General features: G+C 66.2%; 22 protein-coding genes. 17 read left to right on the top strand and 5 right to left on the bottom strand.

Annotated elements, in window-relative coordinates; all coding sequences use genetic code 11:
* The first annotated feature begins 10 nt into the window (after window positions 1-10).
* The 5 genes from CBY09_RS05995 to CBY09_RS06015 all read left to right on the top strand — a co-directional run bounded on the left by CBY09_RS05995 (window position 11) and on the right by CBY09_RS06015 (window position 6,075).
* Complete coding sequence (locus tag CBY09_RS05995; RefSeq protein WP_094287399.1) at window positions 11-1,084, top strand: branched-chain amino acid ABC transporter permease; 1,074 nt, start codon at window positions 11-13, stop codon at window positions 1,082-1,084.
* 91 nt (window positions 1,085-1,175) lie between these two features.
* Window positions 1,176-3,344, top strand: a complete 2,169-nt coding sequence (locus CBY09_RS06000) for a D-(-)-3-hydroxybutyrate oligomer hydrolase (protein WP_094287402.1) — start codon at window positions 1,176-1,178, stop codon at window positions 3,342-3,344.
* Window positions 3,345-3,466: 122 nt separating this feature from the next.
* Complete coding sequence (locus CBY09_RS06005; protein ID WP_094287406.1) at window positions 3,467-4,615, top strand: ABC transporter substrate-binding protein; 1,149 nt, start codon at window positions 3,467-3,469, stop codon at window positions 4,613-4,615.
* Between the two features lie 45 nt (window positions 4,616-4,660).
* Window positions 4,661-5,527: an alpha/beta fold hydrolase gene (locus CBY09_RS06010; RefSeq protein WP_094287408.1), complete on the top strand. Its 867-nt coding sequence runs from the start codon at window positions 4,661-4,663 to the stop codon at window positions 5,525-5,527.
* 80 nt (window positions 5,528-5,607) lie between these two features.
* Window positions 5,608-6,075: a DM13 domain-containing protein gene (locus CBY09_RS06015; protein WP_094287412.1), complete on the top strand. Its 468-nt coding sequence runs from the start codon at window positions 5,608-5,610 to the stop codon at window positions 6,073-6,075.
* Between the two features lie 24 nt (window positions 6,076-6,099).
* Here the strand turns inward: CBY09_RS06015 and CBY09_RS06020 are convergent, their stop codons facing one another.
* The gene (locus CBY09_RS06020) at window positions 6,100-6,342 is read right to left on the bottom strand and encodes a glutaredoxin domain-containing protein (RefSeq protein ID WP_055400446.1); all 243 of its coding nucleotides are present in this window, start codon (window positions 6,340-6,342) and stop codon (window positions 6,100-6,102) included.
* 111 nt (window positions 6,343-6,453) lie between these two features.
* Here CBY09_RS06020 and CBY09_RS06025 point away from each other — a divergent pair, with 111 nt between their 5' ends.
* The 7 genes from CBY09_RS06025 (at window position 6,454) to CBY09_RS06055 (ending at window position 13,098) form a co-directional block, all read left to right on the top strand.
* A complete protein-coding gene (locus CBY09_RS06025) occupies window positions 6,454-7,020 on the top strand; it encodes a lipocalin family protein (protein ID WP_094287414.1) in 567 nt (188 codons plus the stop codon).
* Entirely contained in the window at window positions 7,017-8,030 is a 1,014-nt protein-coding gene (locus CBY09_RS06030) for an NAD(P)/FAD-dependent oxidoreductase (protein WP_094287416.1), read from the top strand. Before CBY09_RS06025 ends, CBY09_RS06030 begins: the two co-directional genes overlap by 4 nt.
* Window positions 8,031-8,054: 24 nt before the next feature.
* A complete protein-coding gene (locus CBY09_RS06035) occupies window positions 8,055-8,231 on the top strand; it encodes a DUF2256 domain-containing protein (protein ID WP_476692200.1) in 177 nt (58 codons plus the stop codon).
* On the top strand, window positions 8,228-9,544 hold the full coding sequence (locus CBY09_RS06040) for a DASH family cryptochrome (RefSeq protein ID WP_094287420.1): 1,317 nt from the start codon (window positions 8,228-8,230) through the stop codon (window positions 9,542-9,544). The genes CBY09_RS06035 and CBY09_RS06040 overlap by 4 nt, the downstream gene beginning before the upstream one ends.
* Window positions 9,541-11,091 carry a cryptochrome/photolyase family protein gene (locus CBY09_RS06045; protein WP_094287422.1) on the top strand — a complete coding sequence of 517 codons (1,551 nt, stop codon included), beginning with the start codon at window positions 9,541-9,543 and terminating at the stop codon, window positions 11,089-11,091. The genes CBY09_RS06040 and CBY09_RS06045 overlap by 4 nt, the downstream gene beginning before the upstream one ends.
* A gap of 46 nt (window positions 11,092-11,137) precedes the next feature.
* The gene (locus CBY09_RS06050; RefSeq protein ID WP_094287424.1) at window positions 11,138-11,875 is read left to right on the top strand and encodes an SDR family NAD(P)-dependent oxidoreductase; all 738 of its coding nucleotides are present in this window, start codon (window positions 11,138-11,140) and stop codon (window positions 11,873-11,875) included.
* Window positions 11,876-12,069: 194 nt separating this feature from the next.
* Complete coding sequence (locus tag CBY09_RS06055; protein ID WP_094287426.1) at window positions 12,070-13,098, top strand: phosphotransferase enzyme family protein; 1,029 nt, start codon at window positions 12,070-12,072, stop codon at window positions 13,096-13,098.
* Window positions 13,099-13,156: 58 nt separating this feature from the next.
* On the opposite strand, the gene map is transcribed toward CBY09_RS06055, so the two are convergent.
* The 4 genes from map to CBY09_RS06070 all read right to left on the bottom strand — a co-directional run bounded on the left by map (window position 13,157) and on the right by CBY09_RS06070 (window position 17,414).
* Window positions 13,157-13,957, bottom strand: a complete 801-nt coding sequence (gene map / locus CBY09_RS06060; RefSeq protein ID WP_094287428.1) for a type I methionyl aminopeptidase — start codon at window positions 13,955-13,957, stop codon at window positions 13,157-13,159.
* The gene (locus CBY09_RS06065; protein WP_094287431.1) at window positions 13,957-14,232 is read right to left on the bottom strand and encodes a ParD-like family protein; all 276 of its coding nucleotides are present in this window, start codon (window positions 14,230-14,232) and stop codon (window positions 13,957-13,959) included. Before CBY09_RS06065 ends, map begins: the two co-directional genes overlap by 1 nt.
* Window positions 14,233-14,586: 354 nt before the next feature.
* Window positions 14,587-15,291 carry a BAR domain-containing protein gene (locus CBY09_RS23635; protein WP_133066241.1) on the bottom strand — a complete coding sequence of 235 codons (705 nt, stop codon included), beginning with the start codon at window positions 15,289-15,291 and terminating at the stop codon, window positions 14,587-14,589.
* Between the two features lie 191 nt (window positions 15,292-15,482).
* Complete coding sequence (locus tag CBY09_RS06070) at window positions 15,483-17,414, bottom strand: sigma-54-dependent Fis family transcriptional regulator (RefSeq protein ID WP_094287433.1); 1,932 nt, start codon at window positions 17,412-17,414, stop codon at window positions 15,483-15,485.
* A gap of 280 nt (window positions 17,415-17,694) precedes the next feature.
* On the opposite strand from CBY09_RS06070, the gene CBY09_RS06075 reads away from it, so the two are divergent.
* From CBY09_RS06075 to CBY09_RS06095, 5 genes are all read left to right on the top strand, one after another.
* Window positions 17,695-19,170 carry a benzaldehyde dehydrogenase gene (locus CBY09_RS06075; protein ID WP_094287435.1) on the top strand — a complete coding sequence of 492 codons (1,476 nt, stop codon included), beginning with the start codon at window positions 17,695-17,697 and terminating at the stop codon, window positions 19,168-19,170.
* Window positions 19,171-19,246: 76 nt separating this feature from the next.
* Entirely contained in the window at window positions 19,247-20,014 is a 768-nt protein-coding gene (locus tag CBY09_RS06080) for a coniferyl-alcohol dehydrogenase (RefSeq protein ID WP_094287437.1), read from the top strand.
* Between the two features lie 15 nt (window positions 20,015-20,029).
* A complete protein-coding gene (locus CBY09_RS06085; protein ID WP_094287439.1) occupies window positions 20,030-20,953 on the top strand; it encodes an alpha/beta hydrolase in 924 nt (307 codons plus the stop codon).
* Between the two features lie 129 nt (window positions 20,954-21,082).
* Entirely contained in the window at window positions 21,083-22,450 is a 1,368-nt protein-coding gene (locus CBY09_RS06090) for an ABC transporter substrate-binding protein (protein ID WP_240515596.1), read from the top strand.
* Between the two features lie 5 nt (window positions 22,451-22,455).
* Window positions 22,456-23,232, top strand: coding sequence for an ABC transporter ATP-binding protein (locus tag CBY09_RS06095; protein ID WP_240515597.1), 777 nt, complete (start codon window positions 22,456-22,458; stop codon window positions 23,230-23,232).
* The last annotated feature ends 1 nt before the right edge of the window (window position 23,233 follow it).

The raw sequence follows: 23,233 nt of genomic DNA on the forward strand, positions 1-23,233 counted from the left end.
GCCGACTGACATGCTGAACCGACTTCTCTCTGGCGACTATCCGCGCAGCAAGGTGCTGGCGGTGATTCTGGTGGCCATCTTTTTGGGGCTGGCGTTTGCGCCCTTCCTCTTCCCGGGTGTTAAGGCGCTGTCTGTGGCGGCCAAGGTGCTCATCTTCGTGGTGTTGGTCGCCAGCTTCGACCTGCTGCTGGGCTACACCGGCATCGTGAGCTTTGCGCACACCATGTTCTTTGGCATCGGCGCCTATGGCATCGCGGTGGCCACCACGCGCCTGGGCCCCACCTGGATGGCGCTCGGCGTGGGCATGGGCGGCGCGCTGCTGCTGTCGCTGCTGCTGTCGCTCGCGGTGGGGCTGTTCTCGCTGCGTGTGCGCGCCATCTTCTTTGCCATGATCACGCTGGCCGTGGCGGCGGCGTTCCAGACGCTGGCCTCGCAGCTGTCGGACATCACCGGCGGCGAGGACGGCCTGACCTTCAAGGTGCCCGAAATCCTCTCGCCCAGCTTCGAGCCGTTTGAGGAGCCCTTCCTGGGCGTGAGCATCGATGGGAGGCTGATCTGCTACTACCTGCTGTTCGTCACGGCCGTGGCGCTGATGCTGGCGCTGCTGCGCATCGTCAATTCACCGTTCGGCCGCGTTCTGCAGGCCATCCGCGAGAACGAGTTCCGCGCCGAAGCCATTGGCTACCGCGTGGTGGTGTACCGCACTACGTCCAGCGTGCTGTCGGCGCTGTTCGCCACCATGGCAGGCGCCATGCTCGCGCTCTGGCTGCGCTACAACGGGCCAGACACGTCCCTGAGCTTCGAAATCATGATGGACTGCCTGCTCATCGTGGTGATCGGCGGCATGGGCACGATCTACGGTTCGGCCATCGGCGCCGTGCTGTTCCTGGTGGCGCAAAGCTACCTGCAGGATCTGCTGCGCCTGGGCCATGAGGCCACGGCGGGCCTGCCCTGGCTGTCTGCACTGCTCTCGCCCGACCGCTGGTTGCTGTGGCTGGGCGTGCTCTTCGTCCTTTCGGTCTATTACTTCCCTACCGGTGTGGTGGGGCGCCTGCGCGCGGCAGCTGCGCGCAAGGCGGGGTGAATGCCCCGGCCGCGCCGGGTGACCGGCGTGGCCTGGGTGTGTGGGTGAGCTGTGCAACAAGACGCAAAGAAAAAATCCAGGAGACAAGCACATGAAGATGAACATCAAGACCCCCCGTTTCCGTCCCGTTTCTCGTCCCCTTTCCCGTCCGTTCCTGCCCGCAGCGCTGGCCGCTGCGGTGCTGGCTGCCTGCGGCGGCAGCAACGGCGACAGCGCCGCCCCCAACACCAAGCCCGGCTACCTGGGCGCCATCAGCGAGACCACGTACGACGGCGCCAGCAATGACCTGCTCACGGCGGGCCTGGGCGCCTCGGGCCTGGCCGCTGCCGTGCCCCCCGCGTTTGCCGACCCCCTCAAGCCCACGGCGGCCGAGCTGCGCCGCACCGCCATCCACACCAACTACCGCGCCATGCTCGACATGACGGCGGCCGGCGGCTACGGAACGCTCTACGGCCCCAATGTGGATGCTCAGGGCAAGGTCACCACCGGTGAGGGCAAGGTGCCCGGCACCGAATACATCGCGTTTGCCGATGACGGTACGGGCCGCAAGAACGTCACCCTCATGGTGCAGGTGCCCGCCAGCTTCGACCCCAAGAAGCCCTGCATGATCACCGCCACCACCTCGGGCTCGCGCGGCGTGTATGGCGGCATCTCCACGGGCGAGTGGGGCCTCAAGAAGGGCTGCGCTGTGGCGTACTCCGACAAGGGCACGGGCGGCGCGCCGCACGACCTCATGAACGACACCGTGCCGCTGATCGACGGCACGCGCACCACGGCCGCCGCAGCGGGCAAGGCCGCAGCCTTCAATGCGGGCCTCACGGCCACCGAGCTGGCCGCCTTCAACACCGCCACACCCAACCGCTTTGCGTTCAAGCACGCGCACTCGGGCCAGAACTCCGAGAAGGATTGGGGCACCACCACCTTGCAGGCTGTGGAGTTTGGCTACTACGTGCTCAACCAGCGCTATGGCGCCACCGACGCAGCGGGCCAGCGCCTCAAGACGCTGACCCCGGCCAACACCATCGTGATTGCGTCCAGCATCTCCAACGGCGGTGGCGCTGCCATTGCGGCGGCCGAGCTGGACACGCAGGGCCTGATCAGCGGCGTGGCCGTGTCCGAGCCCGCCATCGAGATGCCCGCCAATCCTGGCATTACGGTGCGCCGTGGCAGCGCCGATGTGGCCGTCACCGGCAAGACGCTGGTGGACTTCACCACCTATGCCAACCTCTACCAGGCCTGCGCATCGCTCGCGCCCTCGGTCAGCACCAGCCCTTTTGCGGCGGCGTTTGCGGCCGGGTTTGCCAGCGCTGCATTGCCCATCGCGCCCAACCGCTGCGCGTCGCTCAAGGCGGCAGGTTTGCTCACAGCCAGCACCACGGCCGCGCAGGCCGAAGAGGCTTTGCAAAAGCTGCGCGCCTATGGCTGGGAACCCGAGTCCAACGACCTGCATGCCTCCATGGCCGCGTTTGAAGTGTCTCCCGCCGTGGCCGTGACCTTTGCCAATGGCCTCTCGCGTGCCAGCGTGCAAGACAACCTCTGCGGCTTCAGCTACGCCGCCACGGCGGCCACTGGCGGTGTCACCCCGCTCGCCGCCGCTGCATTGCCCGGCATGTTTGCCACCGGCAACGGCGTGCCTCCCTCGGGCGGCATCAACCTGGTCAACAACCTCGGCAAGCTGGGCCCGGCGCGCGACTTCCTCTCGGTGTCGGACGCCGGTGTAGCCGACTGGAACCTGAGCGGCGCGCTGTGCCTGCGCAACCTCGTCACCGGCAATGACGCCGCCGCCAAGAAGCTGCAGGCTGGTGTTCAGGAAACCCGCCGCAACGGCAACCTGCGCGGCAAGCCCGCTGTGATCGTGCATGGCCGTGCCGATGCGCTGCTGCCTGTGAGCCACACCTCGCGCCCCTATGCCGCGCTGAACAAGAAGGTCGAAGGCGCCGCCGGCAAGCTCAGCTATGTGGAAGTGGCCAACGCCCAGCACTTCGACAGCTTCATTGGGCTGCCCACCGTGCTGCCGGGCTACGACAGCCGCTACGTGCCGTTGCATGTGTACCTGAACCACGCGCTCGACGCGGTGTACGACCACCTCGCCAGCGGCAAGGCGCTGCCCGCCAGCCAGGTGGTGCGCACGGTGCCACGCGGTGGCACACCGGGCAGCGCCCCGGCCATCACGGCCGCCAACGTGCCGCCACTGGCCACCACGCCCGCTGCCGCCAATGCCATCGCCATCACGGCGGGCGCCATTGCCATCCCCGACTGACCCAAGGAGCTTTGCCAGACGACACACCGTCACCGCCGCCTGCCGGGCACGCGTGGGGGCCAACGCCCCATGCGCCGCCCGTGGGCGCGGCTGCAAGCCACTCAACCAGGGGATGAACCGACATGGACAAAGTCAAGACATGGAGTCGCCGCGCGGCGGCAGCGCTGGCGGTGTTGTGGGGCGGGGTCACTGCGCCCTCGCTGCACGCCGCCGAGATTGTGGTGGGGCAGGTTGCGCCGCTCACCGGCGTGCTGGCCAGCACCGGCGCGCAGATGGTGCTGGGCGGCAAGATCTACTTTGACTGGGTGAATGCCCAGGGCGGCGTGCATGGCGCCAGCATCCGCCAGGCGGTGGCCGACGATGCCTACAAGGTCGCTGACACCGTGAAGCTGACCCGCGAGTTGCTGGCCAAGCCCGAGGTGGTGGCGCTGTACGGCTTTGCGGGCACGGCCAACATCACGCAGCTGCTGTCCGACGGTGTGCTGGAGCAGGGTGGCGCTGCGCTGGTGGCACCCTACACGGGGGGCGAGTCGCTACGCAACCCGTTCAACCCCTGGATCTTCCACGTGCGCGCGGGCTACGCCGACGAGGCCGAGCACATGGTGCAGCAGCTCACCACGCTGGGCATGAACCGCGTGGCCGTGATGTACCAGGACGACGGTTTTGGCAAGGCGGGTCTGGCAGGGGTGGAGGCGGCCTTGGCCAAGCGCAACCTCAAGCTGGTAGTGTCTGCGGGCTACGAACGCAACACCGACAAGGTGGATGAGGCCGTCAAGGCCATCAAGGCCGCCGATGTGCACGCGGTCATCATGATCGCGGTGAACAAGCCCGCAGCGGCCTTCATCCAGCGCTACCGCGAGCAGGGCGGGGGTGCGCAGCTCTACAACATCTCGGTGGTGGACCCGACCGAGCTGGTCAAGCTCGCGGGCCTGAAAAACGCGCATGGTCTGGGCATCAGCCAGGTGGTGCCGTACCCCTACCGGCCGCAACTGCCCGTGGTGCGCGAATACCAGTCGCTGCTCAAGAAATATGCCCCCGAGGCCGAGGTCAACTACACCAGCTTCGAGCAGTTTCTGGGCGCCAAGGTGCTGGTCGAGGCCCTGCGCCGTGCCGGGCCCGCGCCCACGCGCGCCAAGGTCGTCAAGGCGCTCGAATCGCTGCAGAGCTACGACCTCGGCGGCATCACCCTGGGCTATTCGCCCACCAACCGCATCGGCTCACGGTATGTCGAGGTCACCGTCATTGGCAGCAATGGCCGCCTCATGAAGTGAGCCGCCGGTCCCTCTCAATTTTTTCTGTTCCACAAGGTCGCCATCATGTCCCCCACCTCACGCTACGCCACCTGCGCTGGCTATGAAATCCACTACACGGAATGGGGTGCGCAGGACGCCCCGGTGGTGATTGCATGGCACGGCCTGGCGCGCACCGGGCGCGACATGGACCCGCTGGCGGCCCACCTCGCGTCGCGCTACCGCGTGATCTGCCCGGACACCCTGGGCCGGGGCCTGAGCCAGTGGGCGCGTGCCCCGCAGGACGAGTACCGCCTGTCGTTCTACGCACGCATTGCGGCCGATCTGTTCGACCAATTGGGTGTTGAGAAAGCGCACTGGGTGGGCACGTCGATGGGCGGCGCCATCGGCACCGTGTGTGCTTCGGGCCTGTTCCAGCCGCAGCTCAAGGGCCGCATCCAGAGCCTGCTGCTCAACGACAACGCCCCGCGCCTGGCCGACGCCGCGCTGGAGCGCATCAAGGCCTATGCAGGCCACCCGCCCGCGTTCGACACCGTGCGGGAGCTGGAGGCGTTCTTCCGTCAGGTCTACACGCCCTACGGCTGGCTCAGCGATGCGCAGTGGTGCCTGCTGACCGAGAGCAGCACGCGCCGCCTGCCCGACGGCCGCGTGACGCCGCACTACGACCCGGCCATGGTGCAGCAGTTCACCCACCACACCAACGACTACCTGATCTGGGACCACTACGACGCACTCGACATCCCCGTGTTGTGCCTGCGTGGCGAAGAGTCTGACCTGGTGCTGCGCGACACCACGGCCGAGATGCTGACCCGGGGCCCCGGCGCGCGCGGCCTGGCGCAGGTGGTGGAGGTGCCCGGCTGCGGCCACGCGCCCGCGCTCAATGTGCCGGAGCACTACGCACTGGTGGATGGCTTCCTGGCCCGCGCATCCTGAGCGGACAGCGGGGAGCTGCGCAGCGTTGAACGCGAGGGCGCGGCGCAGTACATTGGGCTCAGTCCACTGAACCCGTTGCCATGAAACCTCTGCTGCTCATCGCCTCGCACCTGCTTACCCTGGTCATCGGGTTTGCGCTGGGTGTGTATGTGCTGCCGATCCTGATCGCGCCCGACGCCCCCACGCTGCAGCAAATCCAGTCAAGCCAGCCCGCTGCGCAATGGACTGCCACGTTCCGCCGTGACCTGAAAGACAGCGACGCCCTGCACTGGGGCGAAGGCGCCGTGTCCATCAGCCCGCAGGCCATCAGCCTGGTGGGCAAGCTGGCCCCGGGGCCGGACTACAAGCTTTACCTGTCGCCCGAGTTTGTCGAGACCGAGGCAGACTTCAAACGCCTCAAGCCCCAGATGCTGCGCGTGGGCGATGTGAAAACGTTCAACAACTTCATCGTCCCGCTGCCGCAGGGCGTGGACCCGGCCAAGTTCAACACGGTGATTGTGTGGTGCGAAACTTTCAGCGAGTTCATCACCGCTGCGAAGTACCAATAACCAGGGGAGGGACGAAAGCGGGTGTCACTGGCCGATCTGCGCCAGCGCAGCCTGCAGCCCCGCCAGCCCACCCACGCGCTGGTTGTTGATGAAGATCTGCGGCATCTGCCGCACCGAAGGCCCGCACTTGGCATAAAACGCCAGGCGCTCTGCCTCGTCGTCGATCTTGATTTCCTCAAAAGGCAGCGAACGCGACTGCAGCAGCTTCTTGGCTGAATCGCATTGGGGGCAGGCGGATTTGGAGTAAACGGTGATTTGAAAAGTCATGGGCAGAGTTTACGGGCGGGCCATGGCACCCGCTGCTGCCGGGCTTTGGGCACAACAGCGTTTGCGGTGGCAGAATACCAATTGGTTTGTTTTGTGACTAATTGGTAATTTATGCCCTTCTTCCTATCCTGCTTCCGCCGCTGCGCCTGGCTCGGGCTGGCCGTGGCGGCGCTTGCCTTGAGCGGCTGCTCGTCCACCCGCCCACCCGAGGGCATCACCCCCGTCACTCCGTTTGACCTGGCCCGCTATGAGGGCCGCTGGTACGAAGTGGCCCGGCTGGACCATTCGTTTGAACGTGGCATGACAGACGTGAGCGCCACCTACCAGCGCCAGGCGGACGGCAGCGTGCGCGTGCTCAACCGGGGTTTTGACACCGGCAAGAACGACTGGCGCCAGGCCGAGGGCAAGGCCCTGTTCACGGGCGATGCCAACACGGCCTCGCTCAAGGTGTCGTTCTTTGGTCCGTTCTACGGCGGCTACCACGTGGCCGCGCTGGACGCCAACTACCAGTGGGCGCTGGTGGTTGGGCCGGACCGCAGCTACTGCTGGATCCTGTCGCGCACCACGCAACTGCCCCCTGGCGTGCGCGAACAACTCATCGCCCGCGCACAGGCCCTGGGCATCGACACCCAGGCGCTGATCTGGGTGACCCATGAACGAACCGACCCACAACCATGAGCCTTGCTACGCCACAAACCATCGCCGTCATTGGCGCAGGCCTGGCAGGCTTGTCGTGCGCGCAGGCGCTGCTGCAGGCAGGCCACACGGTGCATGTGTTCGACAAATCCCGTGGCCCGTCTGGCCGCATGAGCACCCGCCGCGCCGAAGACGACAACGGCCCCTGGCAGTGCGACCACGGCGCCCAATACTTCACCGCCCGCGACCCTGCCTTTCGCGCCGAGGTGGCCCGCTGGCAGCAGGCCGGAGTGGCTGCGTTGTGGAATGCCCGGCTGGCCAGCTTTGACGGCACCGCCTGGACCACCCCGGCCACCCCGCTGGAGCGATTTGTGGGCACACCGCGCATGACTTCGCCCGCCGCCTGGCTGGTGCAGCACTTGGGCGCGCCTGCGCTGGCGCAGTGGCAAACCACCGTGCAGCGGCTGGACCACGCCGAGGGCGGTTGGACCATCACCTCGTCAGAGCACGGCCTGCACAGCCCGCGTTACAGCGCCGTGCTGCTGGCCGTGCCCGCCCCGCAGACCGTGCCCTTGCTTGCCGCCGTGGCCCCTGCAGGCGCCGCCTTGGCCGCCAGCGCCCGCATGCGTGGCAGCTGGGCTGTGATGCTGCGCTACGCCAGCCCTGTGGCCCTGCCATGGGAGGGCGCGTTCATCAACACCGGCCCGCTGCGCTGGGTGGCGCGCGACAGCAGCAAACCCGGCCGCACGGGGCAAGAGACCTGGCTGCTGCATGCCAGCGCCGAGTGGAGCGAGGCCCATATCGAAGACAGTGCCGAGGCCGTCACGGCCGCATTGCTCGCCGCCTTTGCCGCCCTGGGTGGCCCCGCACCTTTGGCCGCCACCGCCCACCGTTGGCGCTATGCCGACACCGAACCCGCGCTCACGCAGGGCAGCTGGTGGGATGCGCAAATGCGCCTGGGCCTGTGTGGCGACTGGCTCCATGGCGGCAAGGTCGAAGGTGCGTGGCTCAGCGGGCGTGCGCTGGCCCAGCAGGTGTTGAAGCCTGCGTAGCCCACCCACAGGCCCGCCATGCGCATGCGCAAAAAATCAGACCTTCCGCAGAAGACCTGCCAACACTGCGGCCTGCCCTTCACCTGGCGCAAGAAGTGGGAGAAGGTGTGGGACGAGGTGAAATATTGCTCCGACCGCTGCCGCAACGAACGCAAGCGCAGCAGCACTTCGCAAGGCGTGGCAGGGGAGGGCACCGCATGAGCACCGTGCTGTTCTGGTTTCGCAACGACCTGCGGCTGCACGACCAGCCCGCGCTGCACGCAGCGCTCACCAGCGGGGCTACCCATCTGCTGCCCGTGGTGTGCCTGCCCGCGCCCGATGAACGCACGCCCTGGGGTTTTGCCCGCGTCGGCCCACACCGCCGCGCCTTCACCGCTGCCGCGCTGCGCGGTCTGCATCAACAGACGAGTGTATTGGGCAACCCGCTGCTGATCTGTCAGACCCCACCCGCCACCGCCTTGCCGCAACTGGCCCAGGCCTTGGGGGCCACCACCGTGGTGTGCGAAGACATTCCCGTCCCTTACGAACAGGCGGAAGTCGCCGCCCTGCGCGCGGCAGGCCTGCAGGTGCGTAGCGTATGGCACAGCAGTCTGCTGCACCCGGCCGACATGCCCTGGCCTGCCTCTGACCTGCCCGGTGTGTTTACCAGCTTCCGGCAGAAGGTCGAGCGCGCAGGCATCACCCCCGCTGTACCACTGCCAGCACCCGCCCGGCTGCTGCCGCCGCCCCAAGTGCCTGCACCCGTGTTGCAGGCCGTGGGCGCAGAGCAGGGCGCTGCCAGCATCCAGCAACCCACACCGCCCCAGGGCAGCGATGCGCGCTCGTCCTTCCCCTACGGAACGCCTGCTTGCGATGGCAGCGAGGCCGCCGCGTTGGCCCACCTGGCGCAGTACCTTGCCCGCAAGCTGCCCCACAGCTACAAGGCCACGCGCAACGGACTCACGGGGCTGGACTACTCCAGCAAGTTCTCGCCCTGGGTGGCCACGGGGGCGCTCTCGCCGCGCCAGATCTATGCGGATCTGAAAACCTTTGAGCGCGACCACGGTGCCAACGATGGCACCTACTGGCTGTGGTTTGAGCTGCTGTGGCGCGACTACTTTCGGCTGCTGCACCTGCAATACGGCGCAGCGCTGTACCGGGCGCGGGGGCTGTCAGAACTGCCACCCGCCCCACATAACCCGCGCGACTTTGAACGCTGGTGCCGGGGCGAGACGGGCGAGCCGCTGGTCGATGCCGCCATGCGTGAGCTGGCTGCCACCGGGTATCTGAGCAACCGCCTGCGCCAGGTGGTGGCCAGCTACCTCATCTACGACCTGCACAGCGACTGGCGCGCTGGCGCCGCGTGGTTTGAATCGCAACTGGTGGACTACGACGTGTACAGCAACCAGGCCAACTGGCTCTACATCGCCGGGCGCGGCACCGACCCGCGCGGGGGGCGCCGCTTCAACCCCATCAAGCAGGCGCAAGACCACGATGCCGATGGCAGCTACCGCCGCCTGTGGGGCACGGCATGACCACGCCGCCGTCCCGCACTCACATCCTGCGACTGCTGCTGGGCGACCAGCTCAACCCCGAGCATTCGTGGTTCGCCGCGCAGGACGAAGGCGTGGTCTACGTGCTGATGGAAGTGCGGCAAGAGACGGACTATGTGCTGCACCACGCGCAAAAAATCCTCGCCATCTTTGCCGCCATGCGAGACCTGGCCCGCCACCTGCGCGAGGCCGGGCACCGCGTGCGCTACGTGGCGATTGATGACGCCAGCAACCGCCAGTCCATCCCCGCCAACCTGGCCGCCCTCATGGCGCACTACGGCGCGCAGACGCTGCAATACCAGCACCCCGACGAATGGCGGCTGGACGAGCAACTGTGCACCTGGGGTGCAGAGCAGACGTTTGCCGTGCAGGCCATCAGCAGCGAGCACTTCTACACCACCCGCACCGAAATGGCCGAGGTGTTCCAAGGCCGCAAGCAGTGGCTGATGGAGCATTTCTACCGCCGCATGCGCCAGCGCCACAGCGTGCTGATCGACGAGGCTGGCGAACCCGAAGGCGGCCAGTGGAACTACGACCACGACAACCGCAAGCCCTGGCCCGGCACACCGGCATTGCCGCCCGACGCCCGTCCCACGCACGACCACAGCGCCCTGTGGGCCACCATTCAGGCCGCAGGCGTGCAAAGCTTTGGCCACCCGCAGGCCCACGCGCTGCGCTGGCCGCTGAACCGGGCCGAGGCACTGGCGTGGCTGGACCATTTCATCACCACCACGCTGCCGGACTTTGGTGCGTATGAGGACGCCATGAGCACGAAGAGCAGCAGGCTTTTTCACTCCCTGCTGTCCTTCGCACTCAACACCAAAATGCTGCGCCCGCATGAGGTGGTGCAACGCGCCCAGGCCGCTTACCACGCAGGCACTGCGCCCCTGCCTGCCGTGGAGGGCTTTGTCCGCCAGATCCTCGGCTGGCGCGAATACGTGCGCGGTATCTACTGGGCCCATATGCCCGGCTATGACGAGCGCAACGCCCTGGGCCACAGCACGCCGCTGCCTGACTGGTTCTGGACGGGCAAGACCCGCATGCGCTGCATGCAGCACGCCGTGGGCCAGTCGTTAGAGCATGCGTACGCCCACCACATCCAGCGCCTCATGGTCATCGGCAACTTTGCGCTGCTGGCGGGGTTGGACCCTGCCGCCGTGCACCGCTGGTATCTGGGCGTGTACATCGACGCCTTTGAATGGGTGGAAGTGCCCAACACCGTGGGCATGAGCCAGTTTGCCGACGGCGGCCTGCTGGCCACCAAACCCTATGTGAGCAGCGCCGCCTACATCGACCGCATGAGCGACTACTGCAGCGGTTGTCACTACGACAAAAAGCAAAAGGTAGGCGTCCGCGCTTGTCCGTACAACGCCCTGTACTGGGACTTCTTTGCGCGCAACGAAGGCACGCTGGGCAGCAACTTCCGCCTCGGCATGGTGTACCGCCAGTTGCAGAAGATGCAGGGCCCGCAGCTCGATGCGCTGCGCGAGCATGCGGCCAGCCTGCGCACGCGGCTGGATGCGCTGTAGCCTGCCTGCCCATCACCCCACGACACCCCCACCGCAGGACCGCGCTATGTCTAACCCACAGCCACCCGCCTCGCCGTTCGCGTCCCTGCAGTCCCTGCCCGAGGGATACCGCGCCCTGGTCATCGGCTCCACCGGCGCCATCGGCAACGCCTTCCTCGCCCACCTGCAGGCCGATCCGCGCTGCGCACTGGCCGTGGGCCTGGGCCGCCACACCAGCCCGGCGGTCGATCTGGATGACGAAGCTACCATCGCCGCCGCCGCCCAGCAGCTCAAGGCCCAAGGCCCGTGGCACTGCATCATCCACGCCGCAGGCCTGTTGCACGGCCCCCACGGCATGCCTGAAAAGCGCTTGGGCCAGTTGAACTACACGCAGATGGAAGCCACCTTCCGCACCAACACCTTCGGCCCCGCTCTCGTGCTGGCCCACTTTGCACCGCTGTTGCCCAAACAGGGGCGCGGCCTGCTGGCCGTGCTCTCGGCAAAGGTGGGCAGCATTGGCGACAACCGCCTGGGCGGCTGGTACAGCTACCGCGCCAGCAAGGCCGCGCTCAACATGCTGGTCAAAACGGCTGCCATCGAAGTGGCCCGCACCCACCCGCAGGCCGTGCTGGTGGCGCTGCACCCGGGCACCGTCAACTCGGCCTTGTCGGCCCCGTTCAATGGCGCAGAAATCGGCCGTCCCGCTGCAGATGCGGCGGGCGACATGCTGCGGGTGCTGGATGGGTTGCCGGTGGAGGAAACGGGGTGCTTTTACGCCTACAGCGGCGACAAGCTGCCGTGGTGATGGCGACGTGGATTGCTATGGTTTTGATACCGATGGTGCAATGCCATCGGGCGGTAGCAGCCTTTTTAAGCATTTTCTAGTGATGTAGCTGTTTTCCCGCTAGTACCAGCCTGGGGGGAGCGACAACGTCTGGGTGCAAGCCCATCGAACCACGTCGCACGGGTGTTTCATGCTGCATCCATGGAGAATGCCGCATGCTTTCACCAACATCGCATGACCTCAGCCCGATTGCCTCGCACACCACAGCCGCTGCCTCTGCCGTGAGTGTTTGGGTGGCGCAGCACTACGGCCTGCCAGTGCAGCAGTGTTACCTGATCCGCCGCAACCTCAATGACAACTACGCCGTGCGGGCCACGGATGGCAGCCGCTATGTGGCGCGGCTTTGCGCCATCCGGCCGCGCGGTCCGTTCAATGTGGATTTCGAGGTCGCGCTGCTGGCCCATCTGCACGCACAGGGTGTGGGCGTGGCCACACCGGTCCTGGCTGCGAATGGTGCTGCCAGCGTTACCCTGCCGTTCCCAGAGGGGCCGCGTGCGCTGGTCCTGTTTCGCCACTGCGATGGTGCCGTGCCCGATACGCCAGAAGAACTGCACCTGACCGGCGCCACGCTGGCGCAGATTCACAGCGCCGCGCAAAGCTTCACAGGCCCCGCAAGCCGCTATGTGCTGGACGGCCACCACCTTGCAGGCCGCACGCTGGACTACCTTGCCGCCCATCCCGAGATCGACCCTTCCGTGCTGGATGCCTACCGGCAACTGATTGAGCGCCTTCTGAGCGAGCTGGCGGAAGTTGAGGGCACCTTGACCCGCGTGATGTGCCACGGCGACACGCATGGCTTCAACAACCATGTGACCACCGATGCCGATGGTGTGCAGCGCGCCGCCTTCTTTGACTTTGACGACGCCGGGCCAGGGTTCCTGACCTATGACCTGTGTGTGTGGCTGTGGTCGAACCTGCCGCGCAAGGCCCCCATGGAGCCTGACGACGCCTTGCTCAAGCGCTGGCAGCAGTACTTGGCTGGCTACCGCGCAGGGGGCGGCCTTGTCACCGATGCCGACCTCGCCGCCTTGCCGCTCTTCGTGCAGTTGCGGCATCTGTGGAACATGGGGGAGGGCGTGGCGCGCATCCACCACTGGGGCGCCAACATGATGTCTGCCGACTGGATCAAGAAGCAGCTCGATGTGATGGCCGCTTGGGCCCGGCTGCAATTGCCCAGCGCCTGATGTTCCCTTGCCTATTAAGGGCGCCAGGCTTTGCCCCCACTTTGCAGCGCCGGTTTGGCTACACCGCCGGATAAGCCCCAGTGCCCCCGGGCCACGCCGTCAGCACCTCATAGCCGCTGTCCGTCACCGCCACCATGTGCTCCCACTGGGCCGAGAGCGACCGGTCCTTGGTCACCACCGTCCAGCCATCGGCCAGCTCCTTGGTCTCGCGCTGGCCTGCGTTCAGCATGGGCTCGATGGTGAAGACCATGCCCGCCTCCAGCCGCAGCCCCTGGCCGCGCCGCCCGTAGTGCAGCACCTGCGGCTCATCGTGGTACACGGTACCAATGCCGTGGCCGCAATACTCGCGCACCACGCTGAAGTTCTCACGCTGCGCCACCGTGGCAATCGCGTGGCCCACATCGCCCAGCGTGGCTCCCGGCTTCACCGTGCGGATGCCTGCGCACAGCGCCTCATACGTGGTGCGCACCAGCCGGTGTGCCAGCACGCTGGGCGTGCCCACGCAGAACATGCGGCTGGTGTCGCCATACCAGCCGTCTTTTTCCACCGCCACATCAATGTTCACGATGTCGCCCTTCTTCAGCATCTGCTGGGGCGAGGGGATGCCATGGCACACGACATGGTTCACCGAGGTCAGCACCGTCTTGGGGTAGCCCAGGTAGCCCACATTGGCAGGCCGTGCGCCCTGCACGTTCACGATGTGGTCGTGGCACAGGCGGTCCAACGCGTCGGTGGTCACGCCCGGCACCACATGCGGCTCGATCATCGCTAGCACCTCGGCGGCCAGTTGTGCGGCCCGCCGCGCCATCACCAGTTCTTCGGCCGAGCGGATCGGCACCCCACGGTCAGCGCGGGCCATCAGTGCGGCTGCTTTCTGGCGCGTGCGGTGGGAGCGTCTGCAGCAGGCTTGCTGTCCAGCTCACCCCGCGCCGCCAGCGCCACATCCAGCCCACCCGCCAGCTCGGCCCGCACCAGCATCTGGCAAATCTCACGGTGGTCCAGGTCGGGGTACATCTCGGCCAGCATGCCGACACGCATCCAGTGCTCGGCCTGGGAGTTGATGGAACGGCTCAGCGCCGTGCTGGCCAGACGCAGGTTTTCGTGCATCTGGTCGGAAATTTTGACTATGCCCATGGGATGCTGACTTTATGCGAAACGTATTCGAATTGTATATGTTTCGTCTGTCTATCTTGTGCCCGCTCCTTTGGTGGAGACGCTCACCGGCACATGAAGTTGGCGGTGTTGGCTCGGTTCAACGGCGTTAAGGCGGTCAGCTAGGCCGACGACGCGCAGGGGGAGCTGCAGGAGCGCTGGATGAGCTGCTGGTAGAGGAAATGGCTAGCTTGTGCCCAGAGGGGAACTATCGTGGTGGGGATCGGGCGAAGGCGGTTGCCCAGGTTCTGCGACCCGAGATCGAACGGGGGCGCATAGGTAAAAGAGGCTCTTTTAAAGCTTAGGTGCCGAGTTGCAACTAGCAGCACTTGGTGCTCAAAGCTTCATTACTCGCGTGTGTTTGCGCTTCCTTTTTGACTCTCGCCATACCTCAATTCTCAGCTGTAGTGCAGGACCAAGAACAGGTGCGGGGCGAGGAGACTTCGGCTTGGACGGCAATTCGAGAGGCTGGAAACGCGGGGCATCCGGTTCATCGACGAAGGGAAGCTGCTGTTGTTCATGGTGACGCGGGCAGCGGTCAAACGCGTTTCTTAAGTCTTCGAGAAATTGGGGAGTACTCGCAGCTTCAGTTCCAAGAATCTTTTCTGCCCGAGCAGTTGCTTCTTCGGCTGAGAGTTCGCCGCGTTGGACTTTGGTAAACAGGTGTTGAAGCGACTTAATTGTTCCGCCTCGTCTGCGGGTCGTCACTTTCGAATCCGGGCAGGAGAAAACTCGGCTTGCGTGCTGTGTTACGAACTCGGATGTGGCGCCGATCTGCTCACCGATCGTCTTCACGCCAGATACGAAGTCTCCATAGTTGCCTATGCCTATATAGAGAATTCCCAGCGCAGCACCAATTTTTGCGATGCCGCCGACAGAGCCTTCCTCGACCTGCAACAACAACGAGTAGTCTCGCAGTGCCAGTGCGGTATCAACGTACTCTTCCCATGTATCGAAGAGTTTGGAGGAAAGGTGTTTGAGTTCCGCTTCAGGAAAACTTGGAATTGCTAGATGAAATTCCGTTGAGCCGAGTTCAAGCATGGTTATCAAAAAATTACGCCACGGGCGCACTGGGACGTTCGGGAAGAAATTGAGACCCAGCGATCACGGCAAAGTGCTTTCTATGGGGATAGTGGCCGTGCATTGATAGCGCTTTTGGTGCCGATACTCGTTGCCAAATTTCATTCCTAAAAAGCCTATCGCAACTCCAATTGCCAGTCGAGTTTTCAATTTCATAGATCCCTAATCGAAAATTTCCTCACCCGATAAGCCATCGTCGCCCGGCTAATCCCCAGCAACCGCCCAGCCAGCGCCACATTCCCCCCCGCGCTTTGCAACGCCTGCCGCAGCATTTGCTCTTCCGCCTGGTGCAGCGGTGCCACCACCGGCGCAGCGGCTGGCGGTAGCGCCACACCAGCCCGCGCACTCGCTGCGGCTTGCGGAACCTGCATCGCAGCAGCCCCCACACCCGCCACTCCCTGCGCATGCAACGTCCCCCCGCTGTTCCCCTGCAAGTGCAGCGACATCACCCCGCCGCCACTTTGCTCACCGCCTGCAAACAGGTGGTGCGGCTCAATGGGTTCGCCATCCGTCGCCAAGATCACCGCCCGCTCAATCAGGTTCTGCAGCTCGCGGATGTTGCCGGGGAAGGGGTAGTGAAACATCGCCTTCACGGCCGCCTGGCTAAAGCCGGGCACCTGCCGCTGGTGCTTGCGCTGGTAGTGGGCCAAGAAGTGGCTCATCAGCAGGGGGATGTCGTCGCGTCGGTCGCGCAGCGGGGGCAGGTGGATGGGGAAGACGTTGAGGCGGTAGAACAGGTCTTCGCGGAACGTGCCTTCGCGCACGGCCTGGCGCAGGTCCACGTTGGTGGCGGCCACCAGGCGCACATCCACGCGCACGGTGCGGGTGCCGCCCACGCGCTCTACCTCGCCTTCTTGCAGGGCGCGCAGCAGCTTGCCCTGGGCGACCAGGCTGAGCGTGCCGATTTCGTCGAGGAAGAGGGTGCCGCCGTGGGCGCGCTCAAACCGGCCGGGGCGCGATGTGCCTGCGCCGGTGTAGGCGCCGCGCTCCACGCCAAAGAGTTCGCTCTCTACCAGCGTCTCGGGGATGGCCGCGCAGTTGATGGCCACAAAGGGCTGGCTGCTGCGGGGGCTGATGCGGTGGAGCATGCTGGCAAACATCTCCTTGCCCACGCCCGATTCCCCGGTGAACAACACGGTGGCAGCGGTGGGGGCCACGCGCTGCAGCATGTGGCAGGCGGCGTTGAAGGCGGATGACGCGCCGACCATGGTGGCGTTTGCCGTGGGGTCGGCGGCGGTGCCTGCGTTGCCGGATGCCGCCTTGCCCGGTGGCACGCCCAGGTAGGTGGTGCGTGTCTTGGCCCGCGCGCCTTCTGGCATGGAGGGGGGCAGCGTTGCGGGCGGGGTGCCCACAAAGTCCTGGGCGTTCAGGTAGAACAGGTCTTGCTCGGGGTCGTCCCACAGTTCGGCCGATTTGCCCACCACGCGGCAGTGCGCTGCGCCGGAGGATCGGCACTCCACCTCACGAAAGACGATCATGCGGCCGAACAGGGTGCTGACGTAGCCTGTGGCGTAGCCCACCTGCATCCAGCACGCGGGCGAGCCGCCCACGCCATAGGCGGCGATGTGCTCGTCGTCTTCGCTGGAGTTGTGCCAGATGAACTCGCCGTCGTATTCGCCCAGCTCGGCGTTGTAGCGGGCATGCACCACCTCCACCTGCACCACGCCCTCCAGCGCGTGCAGGCGGGTGCCTGCCATGGCTGCGGCGGTGGGTTCGGCGTCGGGCCATTGCTGGCGCACCAGGCGGGCGTCGCGCGCGCCGCTCACATAGCCCGCACGGGTGAGCAGGCCGCGTGCCTTGTCCAGGCCAATGCTGTCGATCAGCTCGCGCCGCAGTGAGCCCAGGGCCTCGGAGTGCAGCAGGATCATGCGCTGGTCTTGCAGCCAGATGCGCCCGTCGCCGGGCGAGAAGAACAGGCATTCGCTGATGTCGGCCACCGTGGGGTGGGTGTGCTGGCTGATGCCATGGGTGTCAAACCCGCCCAGGGCGCGGGGGGCTTCGGCAGGCACGGTGCCCAGCAAGGCCTGGCCTTGGCCCACGGCGGTGCGGTGCAGGTCGGCCAGAGAGACGCGGCGCTTCGGCATGGGGTTCTCCGGTGGTGAATCAGAAATTGATCAAAAAGTGATCATTTGATCAATCTTTGCAGTGCCATTTGTTTATGAATGATAACTATTTGGTGGCAAAAAGTCGCCCATACCAGGCGTGTTTGGGCCTAGGGAAAGTCCGTAGCGCGCCCTCTCAAAAAGCCCGTGTTTCAGGCGTTTTGGGGCTTGGTGGCAGGCGGGGCTGGTACGCCCGTTGCAATTTGAGGTCACACCGCCGCAGCCATGCGGTGGGTTTTGATTTCAACCAAGGAGCAATGCAATGGGTGTTTCAGAAAAACCAGGCCTGCTGGACAACCGCCTCTGGGCGGGCAAGGCCTTTGATGGTGCATGGTCTACCGCGCTGAGCACGGCGCGTGATGCGGTGGAGCCTGCCACGGGCCAGGTGCTCAGCCGCGTGGGCATTGCCAGTGCGGCCGACATGCAGGCCGCCATTGGCCGTGCGCAGCAGGCGCAGGCCGCGTGGGCGGCCACGGGGCCGCGCGAGCGTGCAGCCGTGTTCCACCGTGCGGCCAGCATTTTTGAGCAGCACTTTGACGAGTTGGCCATGGCGGTAGCCCGCGAAACCGGCGGCATCGTGCCCAAGGGCCAGCACGAGGTGCGCGAGGCCATTACGCTGTGCCACCTGGCCGCAGCCTTGCCCATGCAGGCCCAGGGCCAGGTGCTGCCCAGCACGCCAGGGCGCCTGTCGATTGCGCGGCGCGTGCCGCACGGAGTGGTGGGCGTGATCTCGCCGTTCAACTTCCCGCTCATCCTGGGCCTGCGCTCGGTGGCCCCGGCGCTGGCGCTGGGCAATGCAGTGGTGCTCAAGCCCGACACGCGCACGCCGGTAAGTGGCGGCTTCATCATGGCCCGCGTATTTGAAGAGGCCGGCCTGCCCAAGGGCCTGCTGCAAGTGCTGCCGGGCGATGCCGAGGCGGGCGAGGCGCTGGTGGTGGACGAGCGCGTGCCCATGATCGCCTTCACCGGCTCGCCCGCGGTAGGCCGCCGCATTGGCGCGCTGGCGGGGCAGCGCCTCAAGAAGGTGTCGCTGGAGCTGGGCGGGGCCAACAACCTCATCATTTTGGAAGACGCTGATCTGGACGCCGCCGCCAGCGCTGCCGCATTTGGCGCGTGGTTCCACCAGGGGCAGATCTGCATGGCATCCAACCGCATCCTGGTGCACGAATCAATTGCCGAAGGCATCCTGCAACGCATGGTGGGCAAGGCCACGCACCTGCCCGTGGGCGATGGTGCCAGCGGCCAAGTGGCCCTGGGGCCGATGATCGATGCCAAGCAACTGCAGCGCTTTGACCAGGTCATCAAAGACAGCGTGGCCCAGGGCGCCAAGCTCGAAGCGGGCGGCACCTACGAAGGGCTTTGCTACAAGCCCACGGTGCTCTCGGGCGTCAAGCCCGGCATCCGTTCGTTTGACGAAGAGCCTTTTGGCCCGGTGGCCAACCTCGTCACCTTCCGCACCGACGACGAGGCCGTGCAGCTGGCCAACACCAGCCAGGGCGGCCTGGCTGCTGCCGTCATCAGTCCTAGCGTGGGCCGCGCCATGGTCATCGGCCAGCGCCTGCGCGCAGGCATGGTCCACATCAACGACCAGACCGTGAACGACGAGTGCACCAACCCCTTTGGCGGCCCCGGTGTGGGTGGCAACGGGGGCAGCGTGGGCGGGCCTGCTGACATTGATGAATACACGCAGTGGCAGTGGATCACCGTGAAGGACGCACCACCCGCATTCCCGTTCTGACATCGCAAGCCCTCGGTGCGGTTGGGCCGCTCCGAGGGCTTGTGCCCCCCCCCACAAAAATCAGGAGACAACTTTCATGACCCTACACAACAAAACCATCGTCGTCACCGGCTGCTGCTCCGGCATCGGCGCAGACTTTGCCAAGCTTGCCCGCCAGCAGGGCGCCCGCGTGATCGGTGTGGACCGCAATGCGCCCACGCTCACGCTCGACGGCTTTGTGCAGGTGGACCTGGGCGACCCGGCCGCCATCAACGATGCCGTGGCGCAACTGCCTGCCAAGGTGGATGCGCTGGCCAACATTGCGGGCGTGCCCGGCACATCGCCCGCCGAGCTGGTCGGCCGCGTCAACTACCTGGGCCTGCGCCACTTCATGCACCGCGTGCTGGAGCGCATGGGCGAGGGTGGTTCCATCGTCAATATCTCCTCCATCCTGGGGGCCGAGTGGCCCCAGCGCCTGGAGCTGCACCGCGCACTGGGTGCCACCACCAGCTTTGAAGAAGGCGCCAAGTGGCTGGCCGCCCACCCCGTGCAACAAGAGACCTGCTACCAGTACTTCAAAGAAGCGCTGATCGTATGGACGTACACCCAGTCGCAAAAGATTTTCATGGAGCGTGGTGTGCGCATGAACTGCGTGGCCCCGGGCCCGGTGTTCACGCCCATCCTGGGCGACTTTGTGCAGATGCTGGGCCAGGAGCGGGTGGAGAAAGACGCTCACCGCATGAAGCGCCCGGCGTTCAGCGACGAAGTGGCGCCCGTCATCGCCTTCCTGTGCAGCGACGCGGCACGCTGGGTGAGCGGCATCAACCTGCCGGTGGATGGCGGGCTCGCTTCCACCTACCTCTGAGCGAAGGGGCCGCACATGTCCGCACAACAGCTTGAGGCCATCTTGCAGATGGCCGCACAAAACCCACCGCCACCGCAAGCCACCCCCGCGCAGCTGCGTGCGTGGTTTGACGCCAGCAACTCGCAAATGCCCCTGGCCCAGGGGCTGCCCATTCAGGCGCTGCGCATCCCCAACGGCGCAGGCGGCACCATGGCAGCCGAGTTGCTGAGCACCTTGCAGGCCAACCCGCGCAAGCTGGTCATCTACTACCACGCGGGCGGCTTTGTGTTCGGCTCGCTCACATCACACAGGGCGCTGTGCTCGTACCTCGCGCAGTTCTGCGGCGCGCAGGTGCTCAATGTGGACTACCGCCTGGCGCCCGAGCACCCGGCCCCCGCTGCGCACGACGACGCGCTGGCCGCGTACCAGTGGGCGCTGGACCAGGGCTATGCCGCGTCGGCCATCGCGCTGATGGGCGATTCGGCGGGCGGCAACCTGGCCTTGTCCACGGCAGTGCATGCCCGCAACCTGGGCCTGCCCCTGCCTGCAGCCATCGTGGCCCTGTCGCCCGCGCTGGACCTGGCGTCCGAAGGCGCGTCCCACCACGCGGTGGACGACCCGTTCATCACGCGCGAACTCATGGGGTTTTTCAACGCCATGTATGTGCCCGGTGGCGATGTGCGTTCGCCCACCGTCACCCCGTTCTACAGAGCCGATCTGCAGGGGCTGCCACCCGTGCAACTGCAGGTGGGTGGCCGCGAGCGCCTGCGCGACGATGCCGTGACCATGGCCGCGCGCTTGAAGGCGGCGGGCGTGGACGCGGACTGCACCGTGTGGGACGGCATGGTGCATTGCTGGCAGCTGTTCGCGCCCGCGCTGGATGAAGCGCTGGCCTCGCTGGAGCAGGCGGGCCGGTTCATTGCCGCGCACCAGCGCACGGCAGTGGCTGCGGCTGCATAGCGCAGCGGCGCCCATCCCCCACCACCCCAAAGGCCGACGCGTTGGCCGCGCCCCACCGGTACAGGCCGGGGCGTGAGCCTGCGCACCGTACAGGCCGACGACTGATCTCATCTGATTGAAGGAATCTCCATGAAAAACGTACTTCCTCCCACCGTGACCGCTACACAGGTCGAGCTGACCGATCAGACCATCCACGCAGCACAGGCCGCATCCCCCACCATCTCGCGCCGTGGGCTGATCACCGCTGCAGGCGCTGGCGGCCTGGCGCTGGGTGCCGGCCCGCTGTGGGCGCAGGCGGCCAGCGCTGCGCCCGTGCTCAAGGTGGGCTTCATCAGCCCGCGCACCGGCCCGCTGGGCGCCCTGGGCGAGACCGACACCTTCATCCTGGCCCAGGTGCGCAAGACGCTGGCTGCGGGCCTGACCATTGGTGGCGTGAAGTACGCGGTGGAGATCCTGGACCGCGACACGCAGTCCGACCCGGCCCGCGCCAGCCAGCTGGCCAAGGCGCTGATCAACAGCGACAAGATCGACCTGATGCTCACCACCACCACACCCGAAACGGTGAACCCGGTGTCGGATGCGTGCGAGGCGGCAGGCGTGCCCTGCCTGTCCACCGTGATGCCGTGGGAGGCCTGGTACTTTGGCCGGGGTGCCAAGCCCGGCGCGCCGTCGCCTTTCAAGTGGACGTACCACTTCTCGTTTGGCGGCGGCAGCTTCACCACGTCGTACACCTCGCAGTTTGCGGCGCTGCCCACCAACAAGAAGATTGGCGTGCTGTACCCCAACGATGCCGATGGCAACGCGATTCGCGCCACGCTGGCGCCCGAGCTGGCCAAGGCGGGTTTCACCGTGGTGGACGCAGGGCCGTACGAGAACGGCACCACCGACTATTCGGCGCAGATCGCCAAGTTCAAGGCCGAGCGCTGCGAGATCTTCAACACCTTTCCCATACCGCCAGACTTCGCCACCTTCTGGCGGCAGGCAGCGCAGCAGGGCTACACGCGCATGGTGAAGATCGCGCAGATAGCCAAGACGGGCCTCGTGCCCTCGCAGGTAGAGGCACTGGGCCCGCTGGCGATCAACCTGGGTGCAGGGTGTTTCTGGCACAAGACCTTCCCCTATGCCTCACCACTGACGGGGCTCAGCGGCGTGCAGCTGGCCGATGCGTATGAGGCCAGCACCGGCAAGCAGTGGACACAGATGCTGGGCTCCACCATGTCGCTGTTTGATGCAGGCACCGAGGCGCTCAAAGCCAGCACCAACCCGCGCGACAAGGCGGCGCTGGCCAAGGCCATCAGCACGCTCAAGGCCACCGCCATGCAAGGCCCGGTGGACTTTGCCAAGGGGCCTGTGCCCAACGTGTCGGTGACACCGGTGGTGGGCGCGCAGTGGGTCAAGCCCGCAGCGGGCAGCAAGTTCAAGCTCGACCTGCTCGTCACCGAAAACGCCACCGACCGCAACATCCCCGTGGCGGCGGCGCTCAAGTCCTACAGCTGATCTCCATGCGACATCCACAACCCCTTGGGAGCCCGCCAGCGGGCGGGGCACAGCAGCAGCCGTTACTGCTGCAGGCGCAGGGCATCGACATGCGATTTGGTGCGCTCAAAGTGCTGGATCAGCTCGATTTTTCAGTGGGCAGTGACGAGGCCGTGGGCATCGTCGGGCCCAACGGTGCGGGCAAGACCACGCTGCTGAACGTGCTGGCCGGAGCGTTTGCGCCAAGCCAGGGTGCCGTCTGGTTCCAGGGGGTGGATGTGAGCGCCCGCAGCGCGGCAGACCGCTGCCGTGCGGGCATCGCGCGCACCCACCAGGTGCCCCGGCCGTTTCTGGGCATGACGGTGTTTGAAAACGTGCTCACCGGCGCCACCCACGGCGCAGGCCTGCATGCTCGCGACGCGGGTGACCGGGCCATGGAGTGCCTGCGCCTGTGTGGCATGGAGGCGCTGGCCAATCGCCGTGCAGAAACGCTGGGTTTGCTGGGCCGCAAGCGGCTGGAACTGGTGCGTGCGCTGGCCACCGGCCCCGAGGTGCTGCTGCTCGACGAGATCGGCGGCGGCCTGACCGATGCCGAGGCCAGCGAGCTGGTGGACCTGGTGCGCACCCTTCGCAGCCAGCGCATCGCCATCGTCTGGATCGAACACATGGTGCATGTGCTGCTGCAAGTGGCAACGCGCCTGGTGTGCATGGACGGCGGACGGATCATTGCCAGCGGCGACCCGCAGGCCGTGCTGAACGATGCCACCGTGGTCGAGGCCTATCTGGGCGGGGTGGCGGCATGAG

It is taken from the genome of Acidovorax kalamii (genome assembly GCF_002245625.1).
Taxonomy (GTDB): Bacteria; Pseudomonadota; Gammaproteobacteria; order Burkholderiales; family Burkholderiaceae_C; genus Acidovorax; species Acidovorax kalamii.

Bases quoted from the DNA above. Each gene is read 5' to 3' on its own strand.
- CBY09_RS05995 (WP_094287399.1), top strand. From the start codon at position 11: ATGCTGAACCGACTTCTCTCTGGCGACTATCCGCGCAGCAAGGTGCTG.
- CBY09_RS06000 (WP_094287402.1), top strand. From the start codon at position 1,176: ATGAAGATGAACATCAAGACCCCCCGTTTCCGTCCCGTTTCTCGTCCC.
- CBY09_RS06005 (WP_094287406.1), top strand. From the start codon at position 3,467: ATGGACAAAGTCAAGACATGGAGTCGCCGCGCGGCGGCAGCGCTGGCG.
- CBY09_RS06010 (WP_094287408.1), top strand. From the start codon at position 4,661: ATGTCCCCCACCTCACGCTACGCCACCTGCGCTGGCTATGAAATCCAC.
- CBY09_RS06015 (WP_094287412.1), top strand. From the start codon at position 5,608: ATGAAACCTCTGCTGCTCATCGCCTCGCACCTGCTTACCCTGGTCATC.
- CBY09_RS06020 (WP_055400446.1), bottom strand. From the start codon at position 6,342: ATGACTTTTCAAATCACCGTTTACTCCAAATCCGCCTGCCCCCAATGC.
- CBY09_RS06025 (WP_094287414.1), top strand. From the start codon at position 6,454: ATGCCCTTCTTCCTATCCTGCTTCCGCCGCTGCGCCTGGCTCGGGCTG.
- CBY09_RS06030 (WP_094287416.1), top strand. From the start codon at position 7,017: ATGAGCCTTGCTACGCCACAAACCATCGCCGTCATTGGCGCAGGCCTG.
- CBY09_RS06035 (WP_476692200.1), top strand. From the start codon at position 8,055: ATGCGCAAAAAATCAGACCTTCCGCAGAAGACCTGCCAACACTGCGGC.
- CBY09_RS06040 (WP_094287420.1), top strand. From the start codon at position 8,228: ATGAGCACCGTGCTGTTCTGGTTTCGCAACGACCTGCGGCTGCACGAC.
- CBY09_RS06045 (WP_094287422.1), top strand. From the start codon at position 9,541: ATGACCACGCCGCCGTCCCGCACTCACATCCTGCGACTGCTGCTGGGC.
- CBY09_RS06050 (WP_094287424.1), top strand. From the start codon at position 11,138: ATGTCTAACCCACAGCCACCCGCCTCGCCGTTCGCGTCCCTGCAGTCC.
- CBY09_RS06055 (WP_094287426.1), top strand. From the start codon at position 12,070: ATGCTTTCACCAACATCGCATGACCTCAGCCCGATTGCCTCGCACACC.
- map (WP_094287428.1), bottom strand. From the start codon at position 13,957: ATGGCCCGCGCTGACCGTGGGGTGCCGATCCGCTCGGCCGAAGAACTG.
- CBY09_RS06065 (WP_094287431.1), bottom strand. From the start codon at position 14,232: ATGGGCATAGTCAAAATTTCCGACCAGATGCACGAAAACCTGCGTCTG.
- CBY09_RS23635 (WP_133066241.1), bottom strand. From the start codon at position 15,291: ATGCTTGAACTCGGCTCAACGGAATTTCATCTAGCAATTCCAAGTTTT.
- CBY09_RS06070 (WP_094287433.1), bottom strand. From the start codon at position 17,414: ATGCCGAAGCGCCGCGTCTCTCTGGCCGACCTGCACCGCACCGCCGTG.
- CBY09_RS06075 (WP_094287435.1), top strand. From the start codon at position 17,695: ATGGGTGTTTCAGAAAAACCAGGCCTGCTGGACAACCGCCTCTGGGCG.
- CBY09_RS06080 (WP_094287437.1), top strand. From the start codon at position 19,247: ATGACCCTACACAACAAAACCATCGTCGTCACCGGCTGCTGCTCCGGC.
- CBY09_RS06085 (WP_094287439.1), top strand. From the start codon at position 20,030: ATGTCCGCACAACAGCTTGAGGCCATCTTGCAGATGGCCGCACAAAAC.
- CBY09_RS06090 (WP_240515596.1), top strand. From the start codon at position 21,083: ATGAAAAACGTACTTCCTCCCACCGTGACCGCTACACAGGTCGAGCTG.
- CBY09_RS06095 (WP_240515597.1), top strand. From the start codon at position 22,456: ATGCGACATCCACAACCCCTTGGGAGCCCGCCAGCGGGCGGGGCACAG.